This is a genomic window from Binatus soli (SeqCode) (assembly GCF_050015535.1).
In the GTDB taxonomy this organism is placed as follows: domain Bacteria; phylum Desulfobacterota; class Binatia; order Binatales; family Binataceae; genus Binatus; species Binatus soli.
Genome location: NZ_JBEKBF010000006.1, coordinates 81587 through 104456, shown reverse-complemented (window position 1 = coordinate 104456; position 22870 = coordinate 81587). Strand labels below are relative to the sequence as shown.

Annotated in this window: 23 protein-coding genes; 11 read left to right on the top strand and 12 right to left on the bottom strand. The window is 62.0% G+C overall.

Features of this window, described 5'->3' with window-relative positions; translation table 11 throughout:
* Positions 1–133 precede the first annotated feature (133 nt).
* Positions 134–898, top strand: a complete 765-nt coding sequence (locus ABR989_RS06200; RefSeq protein ID WP_428126641.1) for an SDR family NAD(P)-dependent oxidoreductase — start codon at positions 134–136, stop codon at positions 896–898.
* Between the two features lie 88 nt (positions 899–986).
* Positions 987–2540 (top strand): PfkB family carbohydrate kinase, encoded by a 1554-nt coding sequence (locus ABR989_RS06195; protein WP_428126639.1) that lies wholly within the window; start codon positions 987–989, stop codon positions 2538–2540.
* On the opposite strand, the gene murJ is transcribed toward ABR989_RS06195, so the two are convergent.
* Entirely contained in the window at positions 2479–4152 is a 1674-nt protein-coding gene (murJ, locus tag ABR989_RS06190) for a murein biosynthesis integral membrane protein MurJ (RefSeq protein ID WP_428126636.1), read from the bottom strand. The genes ABR989_RS06195 and murJ overlap by 62 nt on opposite strands.
* Before the next feature lie 78 nt (positions 4153–4230).
* On the opposite strand from murJ, the gene hemW reads away from it, so the two are divergent.
* Positions 4231–5385 (top strand): radical SAM family heme chaperone HemW, encoded by a 1155-nt coding sequence (gene hemW, locus ABR989_RS06185; RefSeq protein ID WP_428126634.1) that lies wholly within the window; start codon positions 4231–4233, stop codon positions 5383–5385.
* On the opposite strand, the gene lysS is transcribed toward hemW, so the two are convergent.
* Complete coding sequence (lysS, locus tag ABR989_RS06180; protein ID WP_428126632.1) at positions 5382–7022, bottom strand: lysine--tRNA ligase; 1641 nt, start codon at positions 7020–7022, stop codon at positions 5382–5384. The genes hemW and lysS overlap by 4 nt on opposite strands.
* A gap of 30 nt (positions 7023–7052) precedes the next feature.
* Positions 7053–7304 (bottom strand): hypothetical protein, encoded by a 252-nt coding sequence (locus ABR989_RS06175; RefSeq protein ID WP_428126629.1) that lies wholly within the window; start codon positions 7302–7304, stop codon positions 7053–7055.
* 231 nt (positions 7305–7535) lie between these two features.
* Between ABR989_RS06175 and ABR989_RS06170 the strand changes: the two genes are divergently transcribed.
* Positions 7536–8582, top strand: a complete 1047-nt coding sequence (locus ABR989_RS06170) for a DHH family phosphoesterase (protein ID WP_428126627.1) — start codon at positions 7536–7538, stop codon at positions 8580–8582.
* A 112-nt stretch (positions 8583–8694) separates the two neighbouring features.
* A complete protein-coding gene (locus ABR989_RS06165) occupies positions 8695–9747 on the top strand; it encodes a hypothetical protein (RefSeq protein ID WP_428126624.1) in 1053 nt (350 codons plus the stop codon).
* Between the two features lie 33 nt (positions 9748–9780).
* Here the strand turns inward: ABR989_RS06165 and ABR989_RS06160 are convergent, their stop codons facing one another.
* Both ABR989_RS06160 and ABR989_RS06155 read right to left on the bottom strand, forming a co-directional pair.
* Positions 9781–10290, bottom strand: coding sequence for a hypothetical protein (locus tag ABR989_RS06160; RefSeq protein ID WP_428126621.1), 510 nt, complete (start codon positions 10288–10290; stop codon positions 9781–9783).
* Between the two features lie 105 nt (positions 10291–10395).
* Entirely contained in the window at positions 10396–10530 is a 135-nt protein-coding gene (locus ABR989_RS06155; protein WP_428126620.1) for a type II toxin-antitoxin system HicB family antitoxin, read from the bottom strand.
* A gap of 325 nt (positions 10531–10855) precedes the next feature.
* Between ABR989_RS06155 and ABR989_RS06150 the strand changes: the two genes are divergently transcribed.
* The 5 genes from ABR989_RS06150 to ABR989_RS06130 all read left to right on the top strand — a co-directional run bounded on the left by ABR989_RS06150 (position 10856) and on the right by ABR989_RS06130 (position 15811).
* Entirely contained in the window at positions 10856–12310 is a 1455-nt protein-coding gene (locus ABR989_RS06150) for an MFS transporter (protein ID WP_428126618.1), read from the top strand.
* Between the two features lie 43 nt (positions 12311–12353).
* Entirely contained in the window at positions 12354–12632 is a 279-nt protein-coding gene (locus tag ABR989_RS06145; protein WP_428126616.1) for an HPr family phosphocarrier protein, read from the top strand.
* Between the two features lie 262 nt (positions 12633–12894).
* A complete protein-coding gene (gene metK / locus ABR989_RS06140) occupies positions 12895–14082 on the top strand; it encodes a methionine adenosyltransferase (RefSeq protein WP_428126614.1) in 1188 nt (395 codons plus the stop codon).
* Between the two features lie 52 nt (positions 14083–14134).
* On the top strand, positions 14135–15451 hold the full coding sequence (gene ahcY, locus ABR989_RS06135; RefSeq protein ID WP_428126611.1) for an adenosylhomocysteinase: 1317 nt from the start codon (positions 14135–14137) through the stop codon (positions 15449–15451).
* A 72-nt stretch (positions 15452–15523) separates the two neighbouring features.
* Positions 15524–15811 carry a HigA family addiction module antitoxin gene (locus tag ABR989_RS06130; RefSeq protein ID WP_428126609.1) on the top strand — a complete coding sequence of 96 codons (288 nt, stop codon included), beginning with the start codon at positions 15524–15526 and terminating at the stop codon, positions 15809–15811.
* A gap of 3 nt (positions 15812–15814) precedes the next feature.
* Here the strand turns inward: ABR989_RS06130 and ABR989_RS06125 are convergent, their stop codons facing one another.
* Positions 15815–16519, bottom strand: coding sequence for a TVP38/TMEM64 family protein (locus ABR989_RS06125; protein WP_428126606.1), 705 nt, complete (start codon positions 16517–16519; stop codon positions 15815–15817).
* Positions 16520–16652: 133 nt separating this feature from the next.
* Here ABR989_RS06125 and ABR989_RS06120 point away from each other — a divergent pair, with 133 nt between their 5' ends.
* Positions 16653–17435, top strand: a complete 783-nt coding sequence (locus ABR989_RS06120) for an SDR family NAD(P)-dependent oxidoreductase (RefSeq protein WP_428126604.1) — start codon at positions 16653–16655, stop codon at positions 17433–17435.
* A gap of 15 nt (positions 17436–17450) precedes the next feature.
* Here the strand turns inward: ABR989_RS06120 and rapZ are convergent, their stop codons facing one another.
* The 6 genes from rapZ to lptC form a co-directional block, all read right to left on the bottom strand.
* A complete protein-coding gene (gene rapZ, locus ABR989_RS06115) occupies positions 17451–18326 on the bottom strand; it encodes an RNase adapter RapZ (RefSeq protein WP_428126601.1) in 876 nt (291 codons plus the stop codon).
* 48 nt (positions 18327–18374) lie between these two features.
* Positions 18375–18836: a PTS sugar transporter subunit IIA gene (locus ABR989_RS06110; protein WP_428126598.1), complete on the bottom strand. Its 462-nt coding sequence runs from the start codon at positions 18834–18836 to the stop codon at positions 18375–18377.
* A gap of 92 nt (positions 18837–18928) precedes the next feature.
* Positions 18929–19354, bottom strand: a complete 426-nt coding sequence (gene hpf / locus ABR989_RS06105) for a ribosome hibernation-promoting factor, HPF/YfiA family (RefSeq protein ID WP_428126596.1) — start codon at positions 19352–19354, stop codon at positions 18929–18931.
* A gap of 56 nt (positions 19355–19410) precedes the next feature.
* Positions 19411–20976, bottom strand: a complete 1566-nt coding sequence (gene rpoN / locus ABR989_RS06100; protein ID WP_428126593.1) for an RNA polymerase factor sigma-54 — start codon at positions 20974–20976, stop codon at positions 19411–19413.
* A gap of 14 nt (positions 20977–20990) precedes the next feature.
* Positions 20991–22223, bottom strand: a complete 1233-nt coding sequence (locus tag ABR989_RS06095; protein WP_428126591.1) for an LptA/OstA family protein — start codon at positions 22221–22223, stop codon at positions 20991–20993.
* Complete coding sequence (gene lptC / locus ABR989_RS06090; protein WP_428126588.1) at positions 22201–22800, bottom strand: LPS export ABC transporter periplasmic protein LptC; 600 nt, start codon at positions 22798–22800, stop codon at positions 22201–22203. Before lptC ends, ABR989_RS06095 begins: the two co-directional genes overlap by 23 nt.
* Between the last annotated feature and the right edge of the window lie 70 nt (positions 22801–22870).

Sequence of the window (22870 nt, the reverse complement as noted above, 5' to 3'; positions counted from 1 at the left end):
TGATTTTTTCTCCGTCGGAGATTGCACCAATCGCGCCGCGCGCCGCTTATGGCGTTCGGTTGCGGCGGGTGCGAAACGCCAATATAGAAGCGCTGAGCATTCGCTGTCCAACTGCTCGCGTGGGAGAAGCGTTATGGCGAGTCCAAAGATGTTCGATTTGAGCGGCAAGGTCGCCGTGGTTACGGGCGGCAACGGCGGAATCGGGCGCGGGATCGCGCTCGGCCTGGCCGAAGCCGGCGCGGCGGTCGCGATCCTTGCGCGCAACGAAGAGAAGAATCGCGCCGTTGTGGACGAGCTCGCGAAGGCGGGCGTACCGGCGATAGCGATCCAGCTCGACGTGACGCGGCGCGACGACCTGCGCCCGGCGATGGAGGAAGTCGAGCGCAAGCTGGGACCCGTCGCGATTCTCGTCAACAACGCCGGAATCGTGATCATGGGCAGCGCGCTGGATTTCAGGGCCGAGGACTGGGATCGAGTGATCGAAACGAACCTGAACTCATGCTTTTTCCTTTCCCAGATCGCGGCGCAATCGATGGTCGCTCGCAAGCACGGCAAGATAATCAATATCGCGAGCGAATATTCCCGGTTCGGCTCGCAGACCGGAATACCCTACGCCGCCGCGAAGGGCGCGCTGGTGCAGACGACCAGGACGATGGCGATCGAGTTGGCGCCCCACAACGTCCAGGTCAACGCGATCCTGCCGGGATGGATCGAAACCGATATGACGGCGGTCGCGCAGAGCGGACCGATGTACCAGGAAATAATCATGCGCACCCCGGCCGGCCGCTTCGGCAAGCCCGAAGAGATGGCGGGTGCGGCGGTGTTTCTGGCCTCGCAGGCGTCGGACTTCGTAACGGGATCGATCGTGTACGTCGATGGCGGCTACGCGATCAGGTGAGAGGAGCGTCCGCGTTTTCGACTGTGCTTGGCTGTTTAGCTGTTCAACCGTTTAACGCGGGCGGCGCCGCGGCGTAAGATGCCGCATCATGACTCGACGCAAAACGCCCTCTTCCGCTCGCCCTGAATCCGCGCGTCACGAGCACGGCCTGCCTGCGCTCAAACCATTGCGCGTGTTGGTAGCCGGCGAGGTAATTCTCGATCGCTACCTGTGGGGCGACGTCGCGCGAATCTCGCCCGAAGCGCCGATTCCGATCCTGCGCGTGCAACGCCGCGAGGAAAAGCCCGGCAACGCGGGCTTCGTGATGGCGAACTTGCGCGCGCTCGGCGCGGACGTGAGCGCGCTCAGCGTGGTGGGCGCGGATCGCAACGGCGGTCTGCTGCGCGAGATTTTCGCCGATCTGGGAATCGATACCCGCTCGATTCTGATCGATCCCGACCGCCCCACCATCGTCAAGGATCGAATGCTCGGTTCCGTGCAGGCGGCCCATCGCGCGACCCAGCAACTGCTGCGCGTCGATGAGGAAGACCCCAGTCCGCTCAAGCCCGCGCGCGAACGCGAGCTGATTGCGCGAGTCAAGTCCGAACTTCGCAACTGCGACGGCGTGCTGATATCGGATATCGACAAGGGGATGCTGACTGCGGCGGTGTTGCGGGCGCTGATCGATGGAGCCCGGGCGCGCGGCATCCCGGTGATAATCGATCCGCGCAGGACGGAGGACTTTTCGATTTATCGCGGCGCCACCGCGCTCACGCCCAATCGTCACGAAACCGAAGTCGCCACCGGGATGCACCTCACCGACCGCGTCGCGTGGCGCAAAGCGGCCGAAGCTCTCGTGCGCAAGCTCGGCCTGGAAGCGTGCCTGATAACGCTCGACCGCGACGGGATGTATCTGGCGGAACGCGGCGGCAAAGACACGTACGTATCGACGGTGCCGCGCGAGGTTTACGACGTGACCGGCGCGGGCGATGTGGTCCTGAGCGTGTTCGGGATGTTTTCGATCGCGGGACTGGGCTTCTCGTCGGCGGCGACGATCGCGAATCTGGCCGCGAGTATCGAGGTGACCCGGATCGGCACGGAAGTGATCACGCGCGAGGATCTCGCGCGCGCACTGAGTCCCGCTCACTTAAGCTACGAGCGCAAAATCCATTCGGTGGACGAACTCAAGGCGGCGCTGGAGCGCGAGCGGCGCGGCGGTCGGCGGATCGCGTTCACCAACGGATGCTTCGATCTGCTGCACGCCGGGCATATCCAGATGCTCGCGTTTGCGCGCGCGCAGGCCGACCTGCTCGTGGTCGGACTCAACAGCGATCGCAGCGTGCGTCGGCTTAAGGGCGACGCGCGCCCCATCTATCCTGCGGCCGAGCGGGCGAGAATCCTCGCCGCGCTGGAAGCGGTTGATTACGTGGTTGTGTTCGACGAAACGCGCGCCGAGAAAATTATTCGCGCGGTTAAACCCGACGTTTTGATCAAGGGCGAGGATTGGCGCGGCAAGCGGGTTGACGGTCAAGCGTTCGTCGAGTCACGCGGAGGAACAGTGGCGCTGGCGCCGTTGCTGGGCGGACGCTCCAGCAGCGCGACTATCGATCGGATGAATTCGAAGCCGCGCGCGGGGAAAGGCGGCGCGCGATCTGGTCGGTGAATTGCTTGAGCTCCGGCATCGCAAGCATCCAGGCGCCGAATAAGTAGAGCCCGCCGTAAGTCGAAAGAATCGCCAACCCCTGGATGCGCGGCCCGAATCCCGCCATCCGAAGTTTCAAGATGAACCCGAGCGCGGCGGCTCCAAGAGCCAGCGCCCACAACTTCGCCAGATACGAACGCTCGAGCCCGGTCCATCCGATGCGCCCGTTCAGCGCCCATCGCAGCATCGCAAACTCGACCCATCCTGCCGCGCCCGCCGACACCGTCAATCCGGCGACGCCCCACTTCTGCGCGATTCCGAGCATGGGCGGCAGCGGGATCGCGCAAAGATAGCCGAGCACCAGCGTCAGCACGACGCGGATTACCGCGAATCGAAGCGGAGTGCGAGTGTCGAACAGCGCGTAGAACGCCGAATTGTACAACCGGCCCATCGTGGCTGCGAGCAGCCCTACCCCCGAGCCCGCGAGCACGGCCCACACGTAAACGGCGTCGGCGCGGGTGAAAGCGCCGGATTGATAAACCATCGCGACGATCACGTCGCCGAGAATCAAAAAAGCCGCGGACGACGGGACCACGAGGAACGCAATCTGGCGCAGTCCCCGGTTCAATCGCACGCGCAGAATCGCGCTCATTTGCTCGGGCATCGCACCCGCGGCGCGCGACATCGCGGGCAACTCCGACGCGGCCACCGAATATCCGAACAGGCTGATCGGCACCATGTAGAGCAACTGGCCGTAGTTGAGCGCTGCGACGGCGCCGGTGGGCAAGAGGCTCGCCAGCATGTTGTCCACGTAAGCGCTCAGGTTGACGACGCCGCGGCTGACGACCACGGGCGTCAGATTGTGGAACACGGACCTGAGCGGCGCGGCGACGCGCGCGAAGTCGATGCGATTCTTTCTCAGCAGCGCGAGCGTTTGCGGAACCTGTACCGCGATCTGCAAAGCGGAGCCGACGACCGACCCCCACGAGATCGCGATCGCAAGCCCGTCCGGCGAGCGGCGGGGCCCGTAATAGAGGAGCGCCGCGATCATTGCGACGTTCCACGCCACCGGCGCGGTGTACGAGACGAAAAATTTGTGATGACTGTTCAGCACGCCGAGAAACCACGCCGACATCACGAGCAATCCCGCGCCGGGAAACAGGATGCGCACGATCTGAATCGTCAAGTCGCGCTTGTCGCCCTCGAAGCCCGGCGCGATCACGTCGATCAGATACGGGGTCACCATCACGCCGATCGCCACCAGCACCGATACGCCGAGAGTCAGAATCGCGCCGACGCCCCAGGCGACCATGTCGGCGGTTTCATTGTCGCCCTCGCCAAGCAGTTTTCCGTAAACCGGGATGAACGACGCGGACAGTACGCCCTCGCCGAACAGGTTCTGCAGAATGTTCGGGATGCGAAACCCCGCCTTGAACGCGTCTGCGGTGGCCGAGTCGCCGAGGAAATGCGCGAAGATGCTGTCCCGGATGAGACCGGCAATCCGGCTGAGCAACACGCCCGCGGCGATCGTGCCGGCTTGGCTCGTGCCCGATCCGCTCGCGCTCGCCGGGCCGGGGCGCGCCTCGACGCGCGGTTCGCTGCGATCCTGATGATTGGGTGCGATTTCGGACAAGTTCCCTCTGGCACGGGGAGTATAGCGACCGCCTCGCGCGCGTAGTAGCGGGCGTTCAAGGCGCGCTACAATCGTCGTGTGAGCTTTTCGCTCTACGTCCATATTCCGTGGTGCCAATCGAAGTGTCCGTACTGCGACTTCAATTCGCACGCGGCGTCGTCATGGCCGGAGGCGCAATACACCCGCGCGCTGATTTCGGAGCTTGAATACAGGGCCAACACTCCGTCGTATTCGGGCCGGCGCATCCGGACAATCTTTTTTGGGGGTGGAACGCCGTCGCTGTTCGATCCCAAATCCATCGGTGAGATTATCGACGCCGCCAATCGCGTTTGCGGGATCGAACACGACGCGGAGATAACGCTCGAAGCGAATCCCGGCACCGTGGACTTGGCGAAACTCGGCGGGCTGCGCGCGGCGGGCGTGAATCGAATCAGTTTCGGCGCGCAATCGTTCAATGCCGCGACGCTCAAGTTTCTCGGCCGGATCCATTGCGCCGACGAAACCCGCGCAGCCGCAAGGATGGCGCATCGCGCCGGCTTCGATCGCCTCAATCTCGATCTGATCTTCGCGGTTCCGGGACAGACGGTTGCCGATGTTCTCTTCGACGTCGAATCCGCGGCGGCGCTCGAACCGGATCACATCTCGGCTTACAACCTGACCTTCGAAGAAGGCGCCGCCTTTTTCACGGACTTGAAGCGCGGACGAATCAAACAGCTCGCGACTGACGAGCAGGCCGCGATGTATCAAACGGTGCGCGAAGAAATCCCGCGGCGCGGCTACTCGATGTATGAAATATCGAACTATGCAGCGCCCGGCCACGAAGCGCGCCACAATTTGACATACTGGCGCGCCCGAACGTACCTCGGAATCGGCGCGGGCGCTCATAGCTACGCAGGTGACGGGCGCGGCGGCCAGCGAAAGCGATGGTGGAATGAAAAGCTCCCGGCGCGCTACATTTCTGCGATCGAGGAGCGCGCAAATGCGGAGACCGGCGCTGAAACAATCGATGAAGCCGCCGCGCAGAGCGAATTTGTGTTCCTCAATCTACGGCTGCGCGAAGGCTTCGCGCTGGCCGATTTTCACGAGCGCTTCGGCCGCAACTTCGAATGCATCTTCGGGATCGTCGCGACCCCGCTGTTCAACAACGGGTTGCTGACGCTCGATCGCGGCCGAATCAAATTGACGGATCGCGGCCTGGAAATGGCCGACTCCGTGTTCGCCGAATTCGTCTAGGCAATGCCGACGCTCGCGGCTTCTTGGAGCCTCTTGACTGCCCTGAGTCGGAATTCGGCGATGTGAGCGCCGAGACGAGGGCCCCGCACCTGTTGAAGGATCGCGTGGTAGACGAGCGGAAAGATCTTGCCGGGTTTGTCGGGGTAATACTCACGGCCCAAGTCATAGATTCGCTTTTCTATTTCCTCCGCGTTCGCATTTGGGTGATCGTTCAGCCAAGTAGCAAGGGTTTTCAACTGTTCGCGCTCAACGTCCGAGAAACTATAAGGCTGCTTCGTGGGCTCAACGAAGTCCTTGTAGTAATTGATCGCGCACTCTACAAGAACTGCGACCATCGACGCGGTGTTTTCCTCTCCCTCAAAATTGGGATCACGTTTGAGCAAATAACTAACGATGACGTTGGAGTCAGCAGTGCCCAGAGCAGGAACAAGGCTCGTGATAAACCCGAAGCTCAACTCTGAGTTGAATCGCTTCGGTGTGCTTTTCTGGATCACGTATTCGAGCGGCGATTCGCGCTTCTTTTCTTCCGGCGCGGCCGCGTATTCGCACAACGCGTCGAGATATTCATCGACGTATTGCGGAATCGCCTTGAGAAACAACTTGCGCGCGCGGTGCGGATTGCGCAGCAGGAAAAATTTGAGCACCTCGATCGGCGCGTAGCGCGTCCACTGTTCAACCGTCACGCCGCGGCCGACTGACTTCGAGACCTTGCGGCCTTCCTCGTCGAGGAACATCTCGAACGGAAATCCCAGCGGCGGCTGCGCACCCAGCGCGCGGAGAATTTGTCCCGATAGCCGCGCCGAGTCGGTGAGATCCTTTCCGTACAATTCGTAATCGACCTTGAGCACGTACCATCGCAGCGCCCAATCGACCTTCCATTGCACCTTCGCCATCCCGCCGAGCACCGACTGCTCGCCGCGAAAACCGCATCCCGACCTGCCACCCGCGCTTTTTTCGCAGATGAACTCGATCGATGCGCGCTCGGTGTGGTACGCCGAGACCGTTCGCTCGACGACTTGCCCGCAGTTGGGACAAATCGGCATGAACGGCGACCATCCCGCGCGATTTTCCTCGCGCAGCGTCGGCGCGATGATTGCGGTTACCTCCGCGTGCTTGTCGAGGATCAGCTTCAGTCCCTCGTCGAAGCGCCCCGACGAATACATCTCGGCCGAACGCATCAGTTCGTACTCGACCTCGACCGGCGCCAGAAATTTGCGGAGCTGCCCGATCATGTGATCGGCAAAGCTGGCGCAGCATCCAAACGGGTCGGGAATCTTCGAGACCGGAAGGCCCAGGTACCGGTCGAAATCCGCCCGGTTCGGCACGTTCTCCGGCACTTTGCGGAGTCCATCGAGATCGTCGATGAAAACGATCAGCCGCGACGGCCGCGACAGCTCGATCAGATGAAACGCCTTGCGCACGAACGACGGACGCAGGATTTCCGCCATCGTGCCCAGATGCGGCAATCCCGACGGTCCGAAGCCGCTCTGGAAAATTACCGGACGAGCGGGCTCGTAGGCTGCGACGCGCTCTGCAAGCCGCCGAGCTTCTTCGCGGGGCCATCGGTCCGCACCGGCCGCGTTGCCGGGTTGCGAATCTGACTTGTCCGAACGGCCGGATCTCGATTCGTCCGCCATCGATTGGTTTTCTTCCTTGGACCAGCCCGCCTAGTTTTCCGGCTTGTCGGGATTCTTGCCGCGCAGCACGCTTGCGACCGCCTCGTGTATCCATGGATCGATTTGCAGGTCGCGATTTTTTTCCGAGGCGAGCCGGAGTTTAACCGCGCAGTTGCCGCAGATAAAGGCCTGCTGGCGAAAGCCCGCGGTATCTTCGACGGATATGCGCAGCAACCACTCGGCGAACGCGCGCCGGCAGATCGCACAGTGAAATTTGTTGGAATGGGAATCGGTGGAATCCATAGGCGGCTGTTATTCTATATCATTGCTTCAACTCTTTGCGCTGTGGTATTTCGGGATAACCCATGAATTCTTCCACGGTTCGCCAAGACCGAGACGACCGCTTGCATTTTCGGACCGCCGATTCCGTTATTCGAGCCGATCGCGCCCCAAACGCCCGCGCCCGAGCTGTCCGCGGCTAAACCAACGACTTCACCCGTCGTCACTCGATGCGGCGCGGGACTATTTCATCTTATGGATCAGGCGTTCACCAGGCAGAAAATCAAGGAATTGCGCGCGATGGTCGGCGAAGGCGATCGGGTTGCGATCGTGCTGCAGGACGATCCCGATCCCGACGCGATGGCGAGCGCGATGGCGCTGCGTACGCTGCTCGGGCGCAACAAGCAGACCACGCCGCTGTTCGCGTTCAAGCCGGTCACGCGGCCGGAAAATCTCACCATGGAGCATCTGCTGGAGATCGAAATCCTGCCGGCCGATACGGAGGAGCTGCGCGCCTTCGACAAGATTGCGATGGTCGATGTTCAGCCGCCGTACTTTGGCGAGAAAATTCCGCGCGCCGATATCGTGATCGATCATCATACCGGCTACCCCGGCGGCGCCGCCGCGTTCGAGGACGTGCGTACGAAATACGGCGCGACTGCGACGATCATGACCGAGTACCTGGTCACGGCTGACGAAAAAATCAGCGAGCGTCTGGCGACTGCGTTGCTCTACGGAATTCGCAGCGACACTTTGGCGTTGTCGCGCCGCGTGACCGACGACGACCTGCAAGCATTCACGCGTCTGGTTCCGCTGGCCAACTACAGTATGCTCCGGCAGATCGATCGTCCCGAGCTGCCGCTCAGTTTCGCGCAAATCCTGGCGCGCGCGATGAAACGGATGGTGGTCAAGGATCGCCTGGTCGTGCTCAATCTTGGCCCTGTCGAGCGCGACGACCTGATCGTGCAGATGGCGGACTTCTGCCTGCAGTTCGAGGGCGTGGCGTGGGTGGCGGTCGCAGGCAAGTTGGGCGGCAAGCTGGTGATAAGTGTGCGCAACCATGGCATGAGCGGCGACAACGCGGGCGAGGCGGTGAAGAATCTGTTCGCCGATATCGGCAGCGCCGGCGGCCATCGCAACATGGCCAAAGCGGTGATCCCGCTGCGAGCATGGCGGCGGCGCGAGGGGACGACCCGTGACGCGCAAATCGAATCGCGGCTGCGCGAGTTGTTCAGCGCGTGGATCAAGGGCGAGGCCGAAGCTGGCGCGGTTCGCAGCGGGCCCGGCCGCAACGGCAACTGACTCGCGCCGCGTCTACCGCGCCTTAGCAGGGCAATGTATCATCCCTTGAACCGTGGTCGACGCATACACCTGTCTATATTGCGGGGCTGCCGGCCCTTGGAACCGGGAGCACGTGCTGCAAGCAGCGTTTGGCACCAGCTGGGTGTTAGACGACGACGTGTGCGAACCGTGTAACTCGCGTTTCTCCCCCTTGGACTCGAAGCTCGTCGAGTTCGTGCGCGAGTTCGCTTATCTGGGACATCCGGATGTGGCTCCGGTAACTCGGCTATTGGAGGGCAAGATTGGATTGACCCGCGACGTCAGTTCCGGCGCTTGGATCAGCGTTCGAGTCGGTCCGAAAGCCAGGCCGATCCCCTTTCCGCAGCTCATATGGCTGCCGTCCAACCTGGTCTCTTTCGTCACCGATAGGTCGCGCTGGTCTGGAAACCCGCAGGCAATTGCACTCGGTCTCTGGGAGCGTCGGCAGATAATCACCGAACTCTCGGAGGTGTCGCGCCTTCGCCTCAGGCGCTCAATAGTCAGGCAACCAGGCGTCCAACCCGCGATCGTCCGCAGCGCTCCGTACCGGTATCTCTTGCGCGCAACCACGGAAGAGATCTTGAACGAGATCGAGAAGGTGATTCGAACAGGCTCTTTGGTGGCGTCGTTAACTACTGGAAAACCTGACGCACCGATGGCGGGTAAGCAGCGCGAGAAGGTGAGAGTGGCTCACACTTACGAATTAGGCAGCTACGCGCGAGCGATCGCCAAATCTGCCATGAACTTCGTATGTGCCGCTGTTGACCGTGATCTGTCGAGGAGCGCCGATCTCGATGTGTTGAGAGCGTTCATCAATACGGGCGTGGGCCACTTTCAGCGATTCGTGACGTTCCCTTTCCTGCAAGCAACTCCGGAGAAGACGGCGCTGGGCTTTCTAGCGAAGCCAGGTTGCCACACTTTATTGGCGACCGGTTCGGGGCGCACTCCACTCGTTTTTTTCTTTCTGTATTCCCGGCTGTTCGCGATCGTAAGGCTGTGCGAGAGCCCAATATTGGCGCCTGATCGACAAGTGGTAGCACTTTTCAACTATCGGGCTCAGACTCATCAGACATTTGACACGCAGCGAGATGCCGCAGAGTTGGTCAGAGCTCTCTTTCCCACTGCGATGGGAAACGCTTCGGCCTAGGTACAGGTCGGCAAGCTCCGTGATCGGCCTTTTTCAGCGGAAATCGAGGTCACATCTACACCAGTCGCACGAGATCGCGGGCGGGCAATCCTCGCCGCCCGGAAATTTCGCCGCCAGATCGATCCAGCCAATAGATTGATTCGCCTCGCAAGAAGCGCAGCTTTGATTATCTCCAGCGACCGACCAGCGTTTTTGCTTACCTCCCCGTTCCGCCGCATCCGCCAAGTTGCCACGGCTGCGCGCGATGCACAGCTCTCGCTGAGCTACATTGAGTGCCCGGTCCGGCGAAAACTTGAACTCCTCCCGGAATAGATCGCGCAGGCGGGTGACGGCCCAGCCCTGTTCCAAGGCGCGTACCACCGCGGCCCGAAACTGCCGACGGTTACCCTTTCCAAAATCGACGACACTTTCGCCAGCATGTGCGCCCGCGTAGCGAATTGCCGCGCGCGGCAAGAACGGGCTAGCTTTCTTCGTTGACGGCTGCTGCCGCTTCCTCGCGTTCCTTGCCACTTGGCGGAAAGCCAGAACCGAAAAAGCTGCCAATGCGATTACGCCGACTAACCACACCGTCTGGGCAACGTGATCAACCTGTCAGGGAATCCCCGCCGTTCGCACCTCATTTTCTCCTCCTCTTGTCCCTTACCTGTTCTAACAGGCCGCCGCCGGCAGCGTCTCGGCCGGAATCCCCTCACCGTCCTTGCGCAGCCCTTCCAGATGGCAGCGCAACGCGTCGCGCGCTATCGCGCGCGACGCGTCGAGCGTCCGGCAACGAAGTAGCCACATACCGCCGGATTGTACGCCCGAAGTGGACGCGCGGAAACTCTGAGTAATTTGGGTATTCCACAGTGTATGCGGCGCGTCGGGCAATCGCGCCGCAGTTGTCCCTCACCCGCGCCGGAGGCACGGCCTCTCCCGGGAAGCTGCACCCTCACCCGCGCCAGGGGTGCGGCCTCTCCCGCAACAAAGCGGGAGAGGCGGGTAACAAGTCGCGCGGAACGCGGCAGCCTAACTCGGGCGAGGTAAATCTTTATGCGAGCGCGGGGGCGGGCGGTTTACCGGTTGCGGCGATTTCCATATCGTAGTTGGCGCCGATGTGTGATCTGCTGCGATGAGTCCGAGGCTGTTCAGAATTTCCCCGCTTGAGTTCCTGGCGCCGATGATCGTCGGCTGCGCGCTGTTCATGGAGATGCTCGACTCGACGGTCATCTCGACCGCGCTGCCGGTGATGGCCAAGTCGTTGGGCGAGGACCCGATCAAGCTCAACCTCGCGATCACCTCCTACCTGCTGAGCCTGGCGGTATTTATTCCGATCAGCGGCTGGATGGCGGATCGATTCGGTGCGCGCACGGTGTTTCGCGCCGCGATTGTGATCTTCACGATCGGTTCGGTGCTGTGCGGACTGTCGCAATCGCTGCCGCAACTGGTCGCCGCGCGTATTGCGCAGGGCTTCGGCGGGGCGATGATGGTGCCGGTCGGCCGTTTGATCGTTCTGAAAACCGTGGCCAAGTCCGAGCTGGTAACCGCGATGTCGTATTTGACCGTGCCCGCGGTGTTGGGACCGGTGGTTGGGCCGCCGATCGGCGGGTTTATCGTGACCTATTATTCGTGGCGCTGGATTTTCTTCATCAACGTGCCGATCGGCATGATCGGGATCGCGCTGGTCACCTGGTACATCCCCAATATCCGCGAGGACGCGGTCTTCCCGCTCGATCTCCGCGGCTTTCTGCTCACGGGCCTGGGACTGGCGGGTCTGGTCTTCGGCTTCGAGTCGATCGGCCGCGGCGTGATTCCCGCCGGCATCATCATGTGCGTGATGGCGGCAGGCGGCATGAGCATGGCGCTCTACATCCTGCACGCCAAGCGGATCGACTATCCGATAATCGACCTTGGGTTGATGAAAATCCCGACCTTCAACGCGGCTACGCTGGGCGGCGGACTTTTTCGGATGGGGATCGGCGCGTTGCCGTTTTTGTTGGCGATGCTGCTGCAGGTGGTGTTCGGACTCACCCCGTTCGCTTCGGGAATGCTGACGTTCGCCAGCGCCGCGGGCGCGTTGTTCATGAAGATGGCGGCGACGCCAATCATCCGGCGCCTGGGTTTCCGCTCGGTGTTGATCGGCAACGGCGTGCTCAGCGCTTTCATCATGATGAGCTACGCGCTGTTCCGCTCGACGACGCCCCACTTCGTAATCGTGATGGCGCTGCTGACCGGAGGATTTTTCCGCTCGCTTCAATTCACCGCGCTGGGAAGCCTGGCCTATGCCGACGTGCCCAACTTGATGATGAGCGGCGCGAGCAGCCTGTCGAGCATGGCACAGCAACTGTTTTTGAGCCTGGGCGTGGCGCTGGGCGCGATGGTGCTGCACATCAGTCTGGGCGGGCGCAGCTCGGCTCATCTGTCGGTGCATGATTTCACCCCGGCCTTTTTGGTGATGGGACTTCTCGCGCTGGCGTCGTCGCTGCTTTTCATCCCGCTGGAGTATCATGCCGGCGCTGAAGTGAGCGGGCGGCGGGCAGGCGTCGAGCTTGCTCGCACGGCGCAGACAATTCCGGAAGCTAATTGATCGCGCGCATTTGTTTACCGAAGCGCGCGATACCTTTATCGTAATGCTCGTGAATGTGGCGGAGGCGACTGTGGAGGTCAAGAACCGGCTCGGACTTCATCTGCGGGCCGCATCCGCGCTGGCGCAGACGGCCGCAAAATTCGCCTCGCAGGTCATGATTGGCCGCGGCAAGAACCTGGTCAGCGCCAAGAGCATGACCAGCCTGATGATGCTGGGGGCGGCCCAAGGCTCCAAGCTCAAGCTGCGAGCCGAAGGAGCGGACGCGCGCGAAGCTCTCAAAGCCGTCCAGACGCTGTTCGAGCAGCGCTTCGGCGAGGAATGAGCGCGCAGATTCGATGCGCCGCGGGCAGCCCGGCAGTGTTCGCTGCGCGCCATCTTGATTCTGTCCGATTGGTCAGTTATACCCTTCACTACCCGAAAATCTTGAGGCGCGCTGCTGTTTTTTCGCTTTTCGGCAGGCGCTATGCTGACCGGTCTGGAACAAAACTCAATTGAAGCCCTCAGTCCCTCGCGCCGCCCGCATAAGTTGAATTCCGGTCTGCGACGGGGCACTCGAAAACACGCTTTTCAAGGAGCAATCGCGAATGCCGCTTAAGGATTTCCTGTTCACGTCCGAGTCGGTCTCCGAAGGCCATCCGGACAAAATGTGCGATCAGATTTCAGACGCCGTGCTGGATGCGCTGCTCACCGAGGACCCCGACTCGCGCGTCGCGCTCGAGTCGCTGGCCAAGACCGGGCTTATCGTGCTGGCCGGGGAGATAACCAGCCGGGCGCACCTCGACTATGTGAGGATCGCGCGGCAGACCGCGGTCGAAATCGGGTACGACAGCACCGACGTCGGTTTCGACGGCAATCGGTGCGCGGTGCTGACCGCGATCGAGCCGCAGTCGGCCGATATCTCGCAGGGTGTCACCGAGGGCCAAGGGCTGCACAAGGAACAGGGCGCCGGCGATCAGGGCCTGATGTTCGGTTTCGCGTGCGACGAGACGCCGGAGGCGATGCCGCTGCCGATCGCGATGGCGCATCGGCTGATGGAAAATCTGACCAAGCTGCGCAAAAGCCGCCAGCTCGATTTTCTGCGTCCCGACTCCAAGAGCCAGGTCACGGTGCGCTACGCCGACGGCCGCCCGGTGGAAGTGACGGCGGTCGTCATCTCGACGCAGCATTCGCCCAACGTCAAATACGAAAAAATCCGCGAGTCGATCATCGAGGAATTGATCAAGAAGACGATTCCCGAACAGTACCTGACCCGCGCCACGGTCTATCACGTCAATCCCACCGGCAGCTTCATCATCGGCGGACCGCACGGCGATTGCGGACTCACCGGGCGCAAAATCATCGTCGATACCTACGGCGGCTACGGCCGTCACGGCGGCGGCGCGTTCTCGGGGAAGGACCCGAGCAAGGTCGATCGCTCGGCCTGCTACATGGCGCGTCACGTGGCTAAGAATGTTGTCGCGGCGGGACTCGCCACGAAATGCGAAATCCAGGTCGCCTACGCGATCGGCGTCGCCGAGCCGGTCTCGCTGCTAATCGATACCTTCGACACCGGCATCGTGCCCCAGCACAAACTCTCAGCCACCCTGCGCGAGCTGTTCGATTTCCGGCCCGCCGGAATCATCAAGACGCTGAACTTGAAGCGCCCGATCTATCAGCCGACCGCAGCCTACGGGCATTTCGGCCGCATTCCGCATGACGGGCTGTTCCCGTGGGAGCGGGTCGATATGGCCGAGACTCTGCGCAATGCGTTCGGGCTCGACGGCCGCGGCTGATAGCCCCGCGCTCTCCACCAAACCAGACAGAAACTTTCGGAGTTTGAACACGATGGCCACGACGGCAAGAAAGCTCAAAGCAATTCCTAAATCCCGCGCCAACGGAAACGGACGCGACTTCGACGTGCACGACCTCGGACTCGCCGAGGCCGGACGCAAGCGGATCGAATGGGCCGACAAACAGATGCCCGTGCTGCGCCGGCTGCGCGAGCGATTCGCGAAAGAACTGCCGCTCAAGGGCCAGCGGCTGGGCGCCTGCCTGCATATCACCTGCGAGACCGCCAACCTGCTCCGCACCCTCAAGGCGGGCGGCGCCGAAGTGCTCGCCTGCGCGTCCAATCCGCTCTCGACGCAGGATGACGTCGCGGCGGCGCTCGTCGATCAGTACGGCATCCCCACCTTTGCCATCCACGGCGAAAATCGCGACACCTACTACGCCCATCTGCGCGCCGTGCTCGAACGCCGTCCGACGATCACGATGGACGACGGCGCCGACCTCGTCAGCCTGCTTCACACCGAGTTCGCCGGCCATGCCGGCGGCGTCAAGGCGAGCATGGAGGAAACGACCACGGGAGTAATCCGGCTGCGCGCGATGGCCAAGGATGGCGCGCTCAAGATTCCGGTCGTCGCGGTCAACGACGCACAGACCAAGCATCTGTTCGACAATCGTTATGGCACCGGCCAGTCCACGCTTGACGGCATCATCCGCGCTACCGGCGTTCTGATCGCGGGTTCGGTCGTGGTGGTGGCGGGCTACGGCTATTGCGGCCGCGGCATCGCGTCACGCGCGCGCGGGCTTGGCGCCGACGTAATCGTCACGGAAGTTAATCCGATTCGCGCGTTGGAAGCCGCGATGGACGGATTCCGCGTGATGAAGATGATCGAGGCGGCGAAAGTCGGCGATATTTTCATCTCCGCGACCGGCGACAAGCACGTTCTCACTTCCGCGCATTTCGCCCTGATGAAGGATGGCGCGTTCCTCAGCAACTCGGGCCATTTCGATATCGAGATCGACGTCGCTTACCTGAACGACGCCGCGAAAAAGATCGATCGCGACGTCACCCGCAACATCGACGCGTACCATCTTTCCAACGGGCGCATCGTCTATCTCCTCGGCGAGGGACGGCTGGTTAACCTCGCTTGCGCCGAAGGCCATCCCGCGCAGGTCATGGACATGAGTTTCGCGACGCAGGCGATGGCGTCGGAGTGGGTGGCAAAGGGCGCGCAGCTCGCGGTCAAGGTTCATGAGGTACCGGTCGAGATCGAGGAGGAAATCGCCGGCGTGAAGCTGGCCGCGATGAGTCTCAAGATCGATACGCTGACCGCCGAGCAGCGCAAGTACCTGGCAAGCTGGGAATCCGGCACCTAACCGGCTGACGCTACGCTGCGGCGACGGCCGGCGCGGATGGGGCGAACCGACACTTCGGCAAGGAGTCCCGCAATGATTATGCACAATCCGCCGCATCCCGGCGAAGTGATCCGCGAACTGTGCCTCCAACCCCTTGGCATTTCTGTTACTGCGGCGGCCAGGAGTCTCGGCGTGACACGCAAGGCTCTGTCGGAACTGCTCAACGGCAAGTCAGGAGTCAGCCCCTCGATGGCGTTGCGACTCGCTATCGCTTTCGATTCATCGCCCGAGAGTTGGCTCAACATGCAGCAGCAGTACGACCTTTACCGCGCCCGAAAGAATCCGGGCCTTCGGCGCGTCAAAAGGCTGAGCGCCGCGTAATCGCTACTCGTCGATTTTGACGCGCGACCAGCGGCGGTAGATCTCACCGCATCCGACCGACGCGCCGATCAGCAACAGCGCAAGAAAGAACCTCAGCGAGAGCGGATGCCATAGCGCGTCGCCCAAAAAGGCGAACAGGATCGTCCCCGGAATCATGCCGATCATCGTCGCCCAGAAGTAATCGTGAAACGTGATCGGAGACGCGCCCGCCAGCAGGTTCAGCGCATTGTACGGAATCACGGGGACCATCCGCAGGTAAAGGATGATCTGGAAACCGTGCTTCGCGATTCTGCGCAGCATCGACTCGAATCGCTCGCCGACGATCCGCTCGACGAACGACCTGCCGAGAAACCTTCCCGCCGCAAACGCAATCAGCGCGCCTGCATCTCCGCCGATGAGCGAGTACACCGATCCCCATTTGGTGCCAAACGCCAGTCCGCCCGCGATAGTCATCACCGCGCCGGGCACCAGGAACGACGGCCCCACCGCGTACAGCAGCATATAAACGATCGGTCCCCACGCGCCCCACTGAATCACCTGGGCTTTGACCAATGCGGGTTCGGTAAACCATTCGGAGTGCGCAATCAGAAGCCAGATTGAGCCGCCAACCAGGATCGCGATTACCGCGATCTTCACGACGTTCATCAGGCTCGAGCCGTTTGCGCTCGGCTTGCCTGCTTGAGTCCCGATTGGTTTGACGGCGGCCATGGAGCCCTCAATGATATTGGGCGGCAACGGATTGAGACAAGGCTTCGCGCGCGCGCGTTGTAGGCGCGTCACGATGCTACTAAAGTCGGCGCAGTGACCGACTCCCCAAATCGCCAGGGGAAAAACCATTTCCATGAACGAACTCTCGGATAAAGTCGCAATCATCACCGGCGGCGGCTACGGAATCGGCAAACAGATCGCGCTGAAGTACGGGGCAGCCGGCGCAAAAATTGTAATCGCGGCGCGTTCGATCGAACCGATGAAGCAGACCTGCGCCGAACTCGAGCGCATCGGCGCCCGCGCGATTCACGTGAGCACCGACGTCTCCAAGGAAGCCGACTGCGCAAAGATGGCCGCCGAGACGGTGAAAGCATTCGGCCGCATCGACATTCTCGTCAACAACGCCGGTATCTCGGGACCGACCAAGCGGATCACCGATATGTCGCTCGCGGAATGGCAAGAGACGCTCGATATCGACTTGACCGGAACGTGGCTCGCAACTCGCGCCGTGCTGCCGGTCATGGACAAGCAGAGCTCCGGCAACATCATCAACATCTCGTCCGGCGCGGGACGGCGCGGTTTCCCGATGCGCTCGCCGTACGCGGCGGCGAAGTGGGCAATGATCGGGCTGACGCAGACGGTGGCCGGCGAATGGGGTCAGCGTGGAATCCGATGCAACTGCATTTGCCCCGGCGCAATCGAGGGCGAACGAATCGAACGCGTAATGCGCGCGCGGGCCGAGGCCCTCAAGCGACCGTACGAGCAAATCCGCGCTCAGTTCGTGGCGCAGGCCGCGATGAACAGAATGGCGACGGAGGAGGAAGTCGCGCGCGTCGCGCTATTCCTCGCTCTCGATTTGTCGGCGGGAGTCACCGGTCAGACGATGAACGTCGACTGCGGCAGCATCATGAACTGAGCGTGCCGCCGGCAGCTAACGCGCGATGTCATTGTCGCGCACGCTGCTCTCGACGCCGCCGCTCTCCAACCGCTTCATCAGCTCGCGTGCGAGCACGGGAGAGCGATGCCGTCCGCCGGTGCATCCGAGACCGACCGTCAGGTAACTCTTCCCTTCGCGCTGATACAGCGGGATCAGAAAATCAAAAAGACGGCCGACCTCGTCGATAAAGCGCTGCGACTCCGGCTGCGCCATCACGTACTCGCGCACGCGCGGGTCCAATCCGGTGAGCGGCCGCAGCTCGGGGACAAAAAACGGATTCGGAATAAACCGCACGTCGAGCACGACGTCCATCCCGACCGGCAATCCGTACTTGTAACCAAAAGAAACTATCGATATCGACATCCTGGATCCCGCGCCCGCGCCCAGCACGGTCGCGGTGACCACCTCGCGCAGTTCGTGGACCGTGAGCGTGGTCGTATCGATCACCCGATTGGCCCGCTCGCGCATCTCGGCCAGCGCGAGGCGTTCGCGGCGAATGCTCTCGGCGACAGTCGCTCCGCTTGCAGCCATCGGATGCGGCCGGCGGCTCTCAGAGTAGCGGCGCGCGAGCACGTCGTCGGATGCGTCAAGAAAAATTACTTCGGGATGGATTCCGGCGGCATCGAGTTCCGCGAATACCCGCGGCCATTGCGGGAAGAACAGCCGTTCGCGCGGGTCCACCCCGAGCGCGACGCCCTGTAGAGCGGGATCGCGTCGCGCGGCTAGCATCGCGACACTTGGCGCCAGCGCAACCGGGAGATTATCGACGCAGTAGAAGCCGAGGTCCTCGAGCACGCGCATCGCAGATGCGCGTCCCGATCCTGAGACACCGGTAACTATTATCAGGCGAGGTGGCTGAGGCGAGATCATCGGGCTCCGGGTTTGCGCCGCGGTATGAGGCGGACGCGGTTCGTCGTCTCAGTACTTGTTGTCTTCTTCCTCGATCAGGGAATACAGCTCGGCGCTGTCCTTGGCCGCGAGCAGGCGGCTTCGAAAAGACCCGTCCTTAAGCAATCGCGACACGCGCGCCAGCGCTTTCAGATGCAGGCTGGCGGAATCCTCCGGCGCGACCAGCACGAAGAATAGTTGCGACGGGCCGCCGTCAAGCGAATCGAAATCGACTCCCTGGACATGACGGCCGAACACTCCGATTATCTTCGTCACGCCGCGCAACTTGCCGTGCGGGATTGCGATTCCGTCGCCGATCGCCGTCGAGCCCAACCGCTCGCGCTCCGCGAGCACCGCGGTCAGGTCACCGAGCTTGACCTCCTTGTACTTGGCGGCCAGCACTTTCGCCAGTTCATTCAAGACCTCGGGCTTGGTGGCGCCCTTCAAGTCGGCAACAACCATGTCAGGGCTGAGGATATCGGTAATTTTCATCTCGTCGTCCAGGTCCAGTGAAACAGTGAAAAATCAAAATTGAAATATGCGGATGCGGATTGGCGAACTCGCAGCCGGAGCACGGCCGCGAATCACGTTTCCTCGCTGGCGCTAAGGACCTCGCCGGTCGAGGGCGATCTGACTTTCTTCGCCTTGAATTTTTCCAGATTCTTCTTCAGTTGGCGTCCGACCTTGTCCGCGAGCAGATCGATCACCGAGTAAAGATCCTTGGTTTCTTCCTGCGCGCTCACCGACAGGCGCCCTGATTTGACAGTAACTTCGCCGTGCTGCCGGTATTTGTCAACCGTGAGAATCAGGTGAGCCTGACAGGCCCGTTTGATCAACTTGCCGACGTGCGCGAATTTTCGTTCCGCGTACAGCCGGATCGCATCGGTTGGCTCGACGTGACGAAACGTCACCGTGACTTGAGTCGCCGGGGCGTCTGCGATCCGCGCCGCGCGCCGCACCTTTCGGGTCGTCGCCCGGCCGCGCTTCCCCTGCCTGTCGATTCTGCTCATCTTGCTTTTTTCGTTTTTTCGTTTTTTCGTTTTTTCGTTGCCCGCGCCCGGAGCCGTCATCCGATCTGTTTGCGATTTGCCGACGGAGGGATTCCCATCGCGTGTCGATACTTGGCCACCGTGCGCCGCGCGATATTGATCTGCCGGGCCCGCAGCATCTCCGAGATCGCCTGATCCGACAGCGGATGTTGCGGAGTCTCCGTCGTCAGCATCCCGCGGATCTGTTCCTTGACAGTCTCGGCACTCACGTCTTCGCCGCTGGCGCCCTTCACCCCAGAGGTGAAGAAAAACTTCAACTCGTAGATTCCCTGCGGAGTATGCGCGTACTTGTTGGCGGTCGCGCGGCTGATCGTGGATTCGTGCATCCCGATATCTTCGGCGACATCCTTTAGCACCAGCGGTTTCAGCAGGCTGATGCCGTGATCGAAGAACGCACGCTGGAATTTCACGATCGAGGTCGCGACCTTGAAGATCGTCTGCTGGCGCTGGTAGATCGATTTGACCAGCCAGCGGGCCGAACGCAGCCGTTCCTGCAGATACTCCCGCGTCTCGGGCGCAACGTCCACGTCATTGAGCACGCGCTGGTAGTAACCTGCCAGGCGCAGGCGCGGCACCGCGTCGCGATTCAGCGTGACGACGTAATCCTCGCCAACCTTGTGGATATAAACGTCGGGCACCACGTAAGTCGGCTCGTCGCCGCCGTAGTCGCGTCCCGGTTTGGGCTCGAGCAGCGAGATTATTTTGGCCGCCTGCCCGACTGTTTCGACCGTTACGCCGAGAACCTTGGCGATTTCGGCGTAGCGATGCTTTTCGAGCAAATCCAGGTGATTGCTGACGATTCGCGCCGCCAGCGATTCTTCCATCCCCAGGTTCTGCAGCTGCGCGAGCAGACATTCACGAAGATCGCGCGCGGCAACACCGGGCGGATCGAAACACTGCACGCGCGCGAGCACGCGCTCGACTTCGGCGGGCGCAACTTCGAGCTGCGCCGCCAGCTCATCGAGGGGAGTTTCCAGATATCCGTCTTCGTTGAGATTGTAGATGATGGTCGCGCCGATCTGCTGGTCGGATTCGGTCAGGTTCGAAAGCCTCAGCTGCCACATCATGTGGTCTTCGAGCGAGCTTCGGCGCAGGGGCGTGTTTTCGAGCGCGCTTCGATGGTCGTCGTCGGAATCAGCGGGCGGGCTTTCCTGCCAGTTGTTCGAATAGGTCTCGAGATATTCGCGCCAGTCGAGCTTTTCGAGATTGTTCAGTTCCTTGAGTTCGAGCGCGGCGTCACGCGCTTCGTTCTCGACGCTGGACGCGGGTTTTTCCTCGCGCGAACCAGTTTCCCAGTCGTCATCGGAATTTGCGCCGGCGGCGCCCTCGGCCTCGGGCGGCAGCGGTTCACCATTGGCTTGTGCGGCGGCTTCCGGATCGGACGCCTCGGATTCGGAAGCGGCTTCGGCGGGGCTCTGATCGAGCGGCTCGAGCATCGGATTCTGTTCGAGTTCCGACTGCACGATCGCTTCGAGTTCAGGGAGCGAAAGCTGCAGAATTTTGATCGCCTGCTGGAGCTGCGGCGTCATCACCAGTTGCTGGCGAAGCCGCAGATCCTGTCCGAGTTTTACTTCCAGCGCCATCGAAGAATTGTTCGCTAATCCGTCGCAGTGCCCGGCGTCGCGCTCGCACCCGGAGATACGTCCGAATGAGGGAACAGTACCGCATGAGCGCAATCGACCACGCTCTGGCTGGTGTTGAGATAAACCGTGATCTTACAGCCGGTAATCTGATCGCTGCCGTCATGCGCGACCGGACTGCCGGTCAAGACTACGGTGTGCTTGGTCTGGTCCATGACGCCGTGCTTGCCGGTGGCCCATCGCGTGCCCTGGCTGAGCCGAACGTTCCCGTCCGCGACCATGTCCTTCATCTGTCTGAAGTCTTTGTCGAAATAGTTTACGCGCAGCTGGTCGCTTGTAAGCTGCGCGTCCGCCTGGGTAGCTTTCACATTTCCGACCCACAGGACCGAATGATTCTGGTAGTCGAGCGACATCGACTCGGACTTTATATCGATCGGGGCCTTGTTGTTGCCGAATTGCATCCCCCCAAACGGACCGCCTTGTTGCGGCGGGTTTGACGCGAGCTTGGTCTCGCCACCGGCCGCCGCCTTGGGCGCCTTTTGCGGCGCGACCGCCTCTGCCGGCGCGGTGATGCTCGCTGGGGGAGTCGCGGCCGCGGGAGCGCTTGCCGGAGAAGCCGGCGCTTCGGGCGCGACACTGTCCGCCGACACCGGTGCGAGCGTCATTGGCGGCGCGATCGCGCCAGCTGGTGGAGCTGTCGCGGCGGTCGTCACTGGCGTTGATTCCGAGGCAACCGCTCCCGGAGCGGTCGTGGTCGTAGCAATTGAGGGCGCCGCGGCAGGCGCGGCGTCTGCTGCGGTCACCGGCACGTCAGGAGCCGAGGCCGGCGCCGGAGCAGGTGCGATCGCGACAGCCGGCGCCGGGGCAGGTGCGATTGCGACGGCGGGCTCCGAAGGCGGCGCTTCTGCCGGAGCCGTCGCCACCGCCGGTTGAGCTTGCGAGCCGCTGCTGTCCGATGCGGGCGCAGATGGCGGCGCGCCCGGCACTCCGCCGGTCACGCTGATCGAATCGCCGCTTAAATCGTCGCTGTTGGCGGGTTGTGGAGCGGACGCGGCTGGCGGCGCCGAATTCGCCGGTTCGTTGCGGATCGAATCACCGACCGTCCCCGAACCAACCGCGGGCGCCGAATCCGGCGACGACATTGGCGCGTTGACGCCATCCTGAGCCCATGCCGGCAATGCGAGCGCGATGGCGACTATCGCGGTCGCGACGATACCCGACGCTCGACTAACTTTGCTTGGATTTTTCACTATCTTTCTTCGGCGTGACCACAGTCTCCACCTGCGTATTAAGCTGGAAGACGCGCGTTTTGGGATGACCGCTCAACCCCACCCCGGTCACTTTCAATCCCTCGCCCATGATCGTCACGAGACCAGGCGCTTCGACCTTGTCATCATCAGGCATGAAGGTCGCGGAATCGGTGCTGAGAACGTAATCGCCGAAGTGGATGACCGTGCCTCCGGTCAAGTACGCGCGCGTCACATGATTCCCGTTCAAGGTCAAATCCGCATGCGGTGCGTTGACGACCACCGGCTTGCCGTCCGACGAGACCATCGTGACGACAGCGTCGGTCAGCTTCAGCGTGGTCTTGTCAGCCGAATAGTCTGCCTCGCCCGCGGTCAGCACCCACTGCCGCTCGCCGGCTTTCATCTGCGTCCAGTGAAAATTATGCGCACGAAGGAGAGTTCCGGGGACCAGCCCGCCCGCTGTCTCCAACGCTTGAGTGGCTGAGCGATGGCGCACGACCCAAACGGTCGCAATCAGCAGGATAATCAGCGCGGCCGCGCCGAAACCGGCCAGCGCCTTAGCGATTTGCTTAGGACTCAACTTCAATCTCTAATCTCTCACGCTATCAAGTGCTTTTTTCCGAGTAAACCGAGCAGCGCTTCGGCACCAT

What these genes read in the sequence shown, in the direction of transcription:
- ABR989_RS06200 (WP_428126641.1), top strand. Translation starts at nt 134, where the DNA reads ATGGCGAGTCCAAAGATGTTCGATTTGAGCGGCAAGGTCGCCGTGGTT.
- ABR989_RS06195 (WP_428126639.1), top strand. Translation starts at nt 987, where the DNA reads ATGACTCGACGCAAAACGCCCTCTTCCGCTCGCCCTGAATCCGCGCGT.
- lysS (WP_428126632.1), bottom strand. Translation starts at nt 7,022, where the DNA reads ATGGCGGACGAATCGAGATCCGGCCGTTCGGACAAGTCAGATTCGCAA.
- ABR989_RS06175 (WP_428126629.1), bottom strand. Translation starts at nt 7,304, where the DNA reads ATGGATTCCACCGATTCCCATTCCAACAAATTTCACTGTGCGATCTGC.
- ABR989_RS06170 (WP_428126627.1), top strand. Translation starts at nt 7,536, where the DNA reads ATGGATCAGGCGTTCACCAGGCAGAAAATCAAGGAATTGCGCGCGATG.
- ABR989_RS06155 (WP_428126620.1), bottom strand. Translation starts at nt 10,530, where the DNA reads ATGTGGCTACTTCGTTGCCGGACGCTCGACGCGTCGCGCGCGATAGCG.
- ABR989_RS06150 (WP_428126618.1), top strand. Translation starts at nt 10,856, where the DNA reads ATGAGTCCGAGGCTGTTCAGAATTTCCCCGCTTGAGTTCCTGGCGCCG.
- ABR989_RS06145 (WP_428126616.1), top strand. Translation starts at nt 12,354, where the DNA reads ATGCTCGTGAATGTGGCGGAGGCGACTGTGGAGGTCAAGAACCGGCTC.
- metK (WP_428126614.1), top strand. Translation starts at nt 12,895, where the DNA reads ATGCCGCTTAAGGATTTCCTGTTCACGTCCGAGTCGGTCTCCGAAGGC.
- ahcY (WP_428126611.1), top strand. Translation starts at nt 14,135, where the DNA reads ATGGCCACGACGGCAAGAAAGCTCAAAGCAATTCCTAAATCCCGCGCC.
- ABR989_RS06130 (WP_428126609.1), top strand. Translation starts at nt 15,524, where the DNA reads ATGATTATGCACAATCCGCCGCATCCCGGCGAAGTGATCCGCGAACTG.
- ABR989_RS06125 (WP_428126606.1), bottom strand. Translation starts at nt 16,519, where the DNA reads ATGGCCGCCGTCAAACCAATCGGGACTCAAGCAGGCAAGCCGAGCGCA.
- ABR989_RS06120 (WP_428126604.1), top strand. Translation starts at nt 16,653, where the DNA reads ATGAACGAACTCTCGGATAAAGTCGCAATCATCACCGGCGGCGGCTAC.
- rapZ (WP_428126601.1), bottom strand. Translation starts at nt 18,326, where the DNA reads ATGATCTCGCCTCAGCCACCTCGCCTGATAATAGTTACCGGTGTCTCA.
- ABR989_RS06110 (WP_428126598.1), bottom strand. Translation starts at nt 18,836, where the DNA reads ATGAAAATTACCGATATCCTCAGCCCTGACATGGTTGTTGCCGACTTG.
- hpf (WP_428126596.1), bottom strand. Translation starts at nt 19,354, where the DNA reads ATGAGCAGAATCGACAGGCAGGGGAAGCGCGGCCGGGCGACGACCCGA.
- rpoN (WP_428126593.1), bottom strand. Translation starts at nt 20,976, where the DNA reads ATGGCGCTGGAAGTAAAACTCGGACAGGATCTGCGGCTTCGCCAGCAA.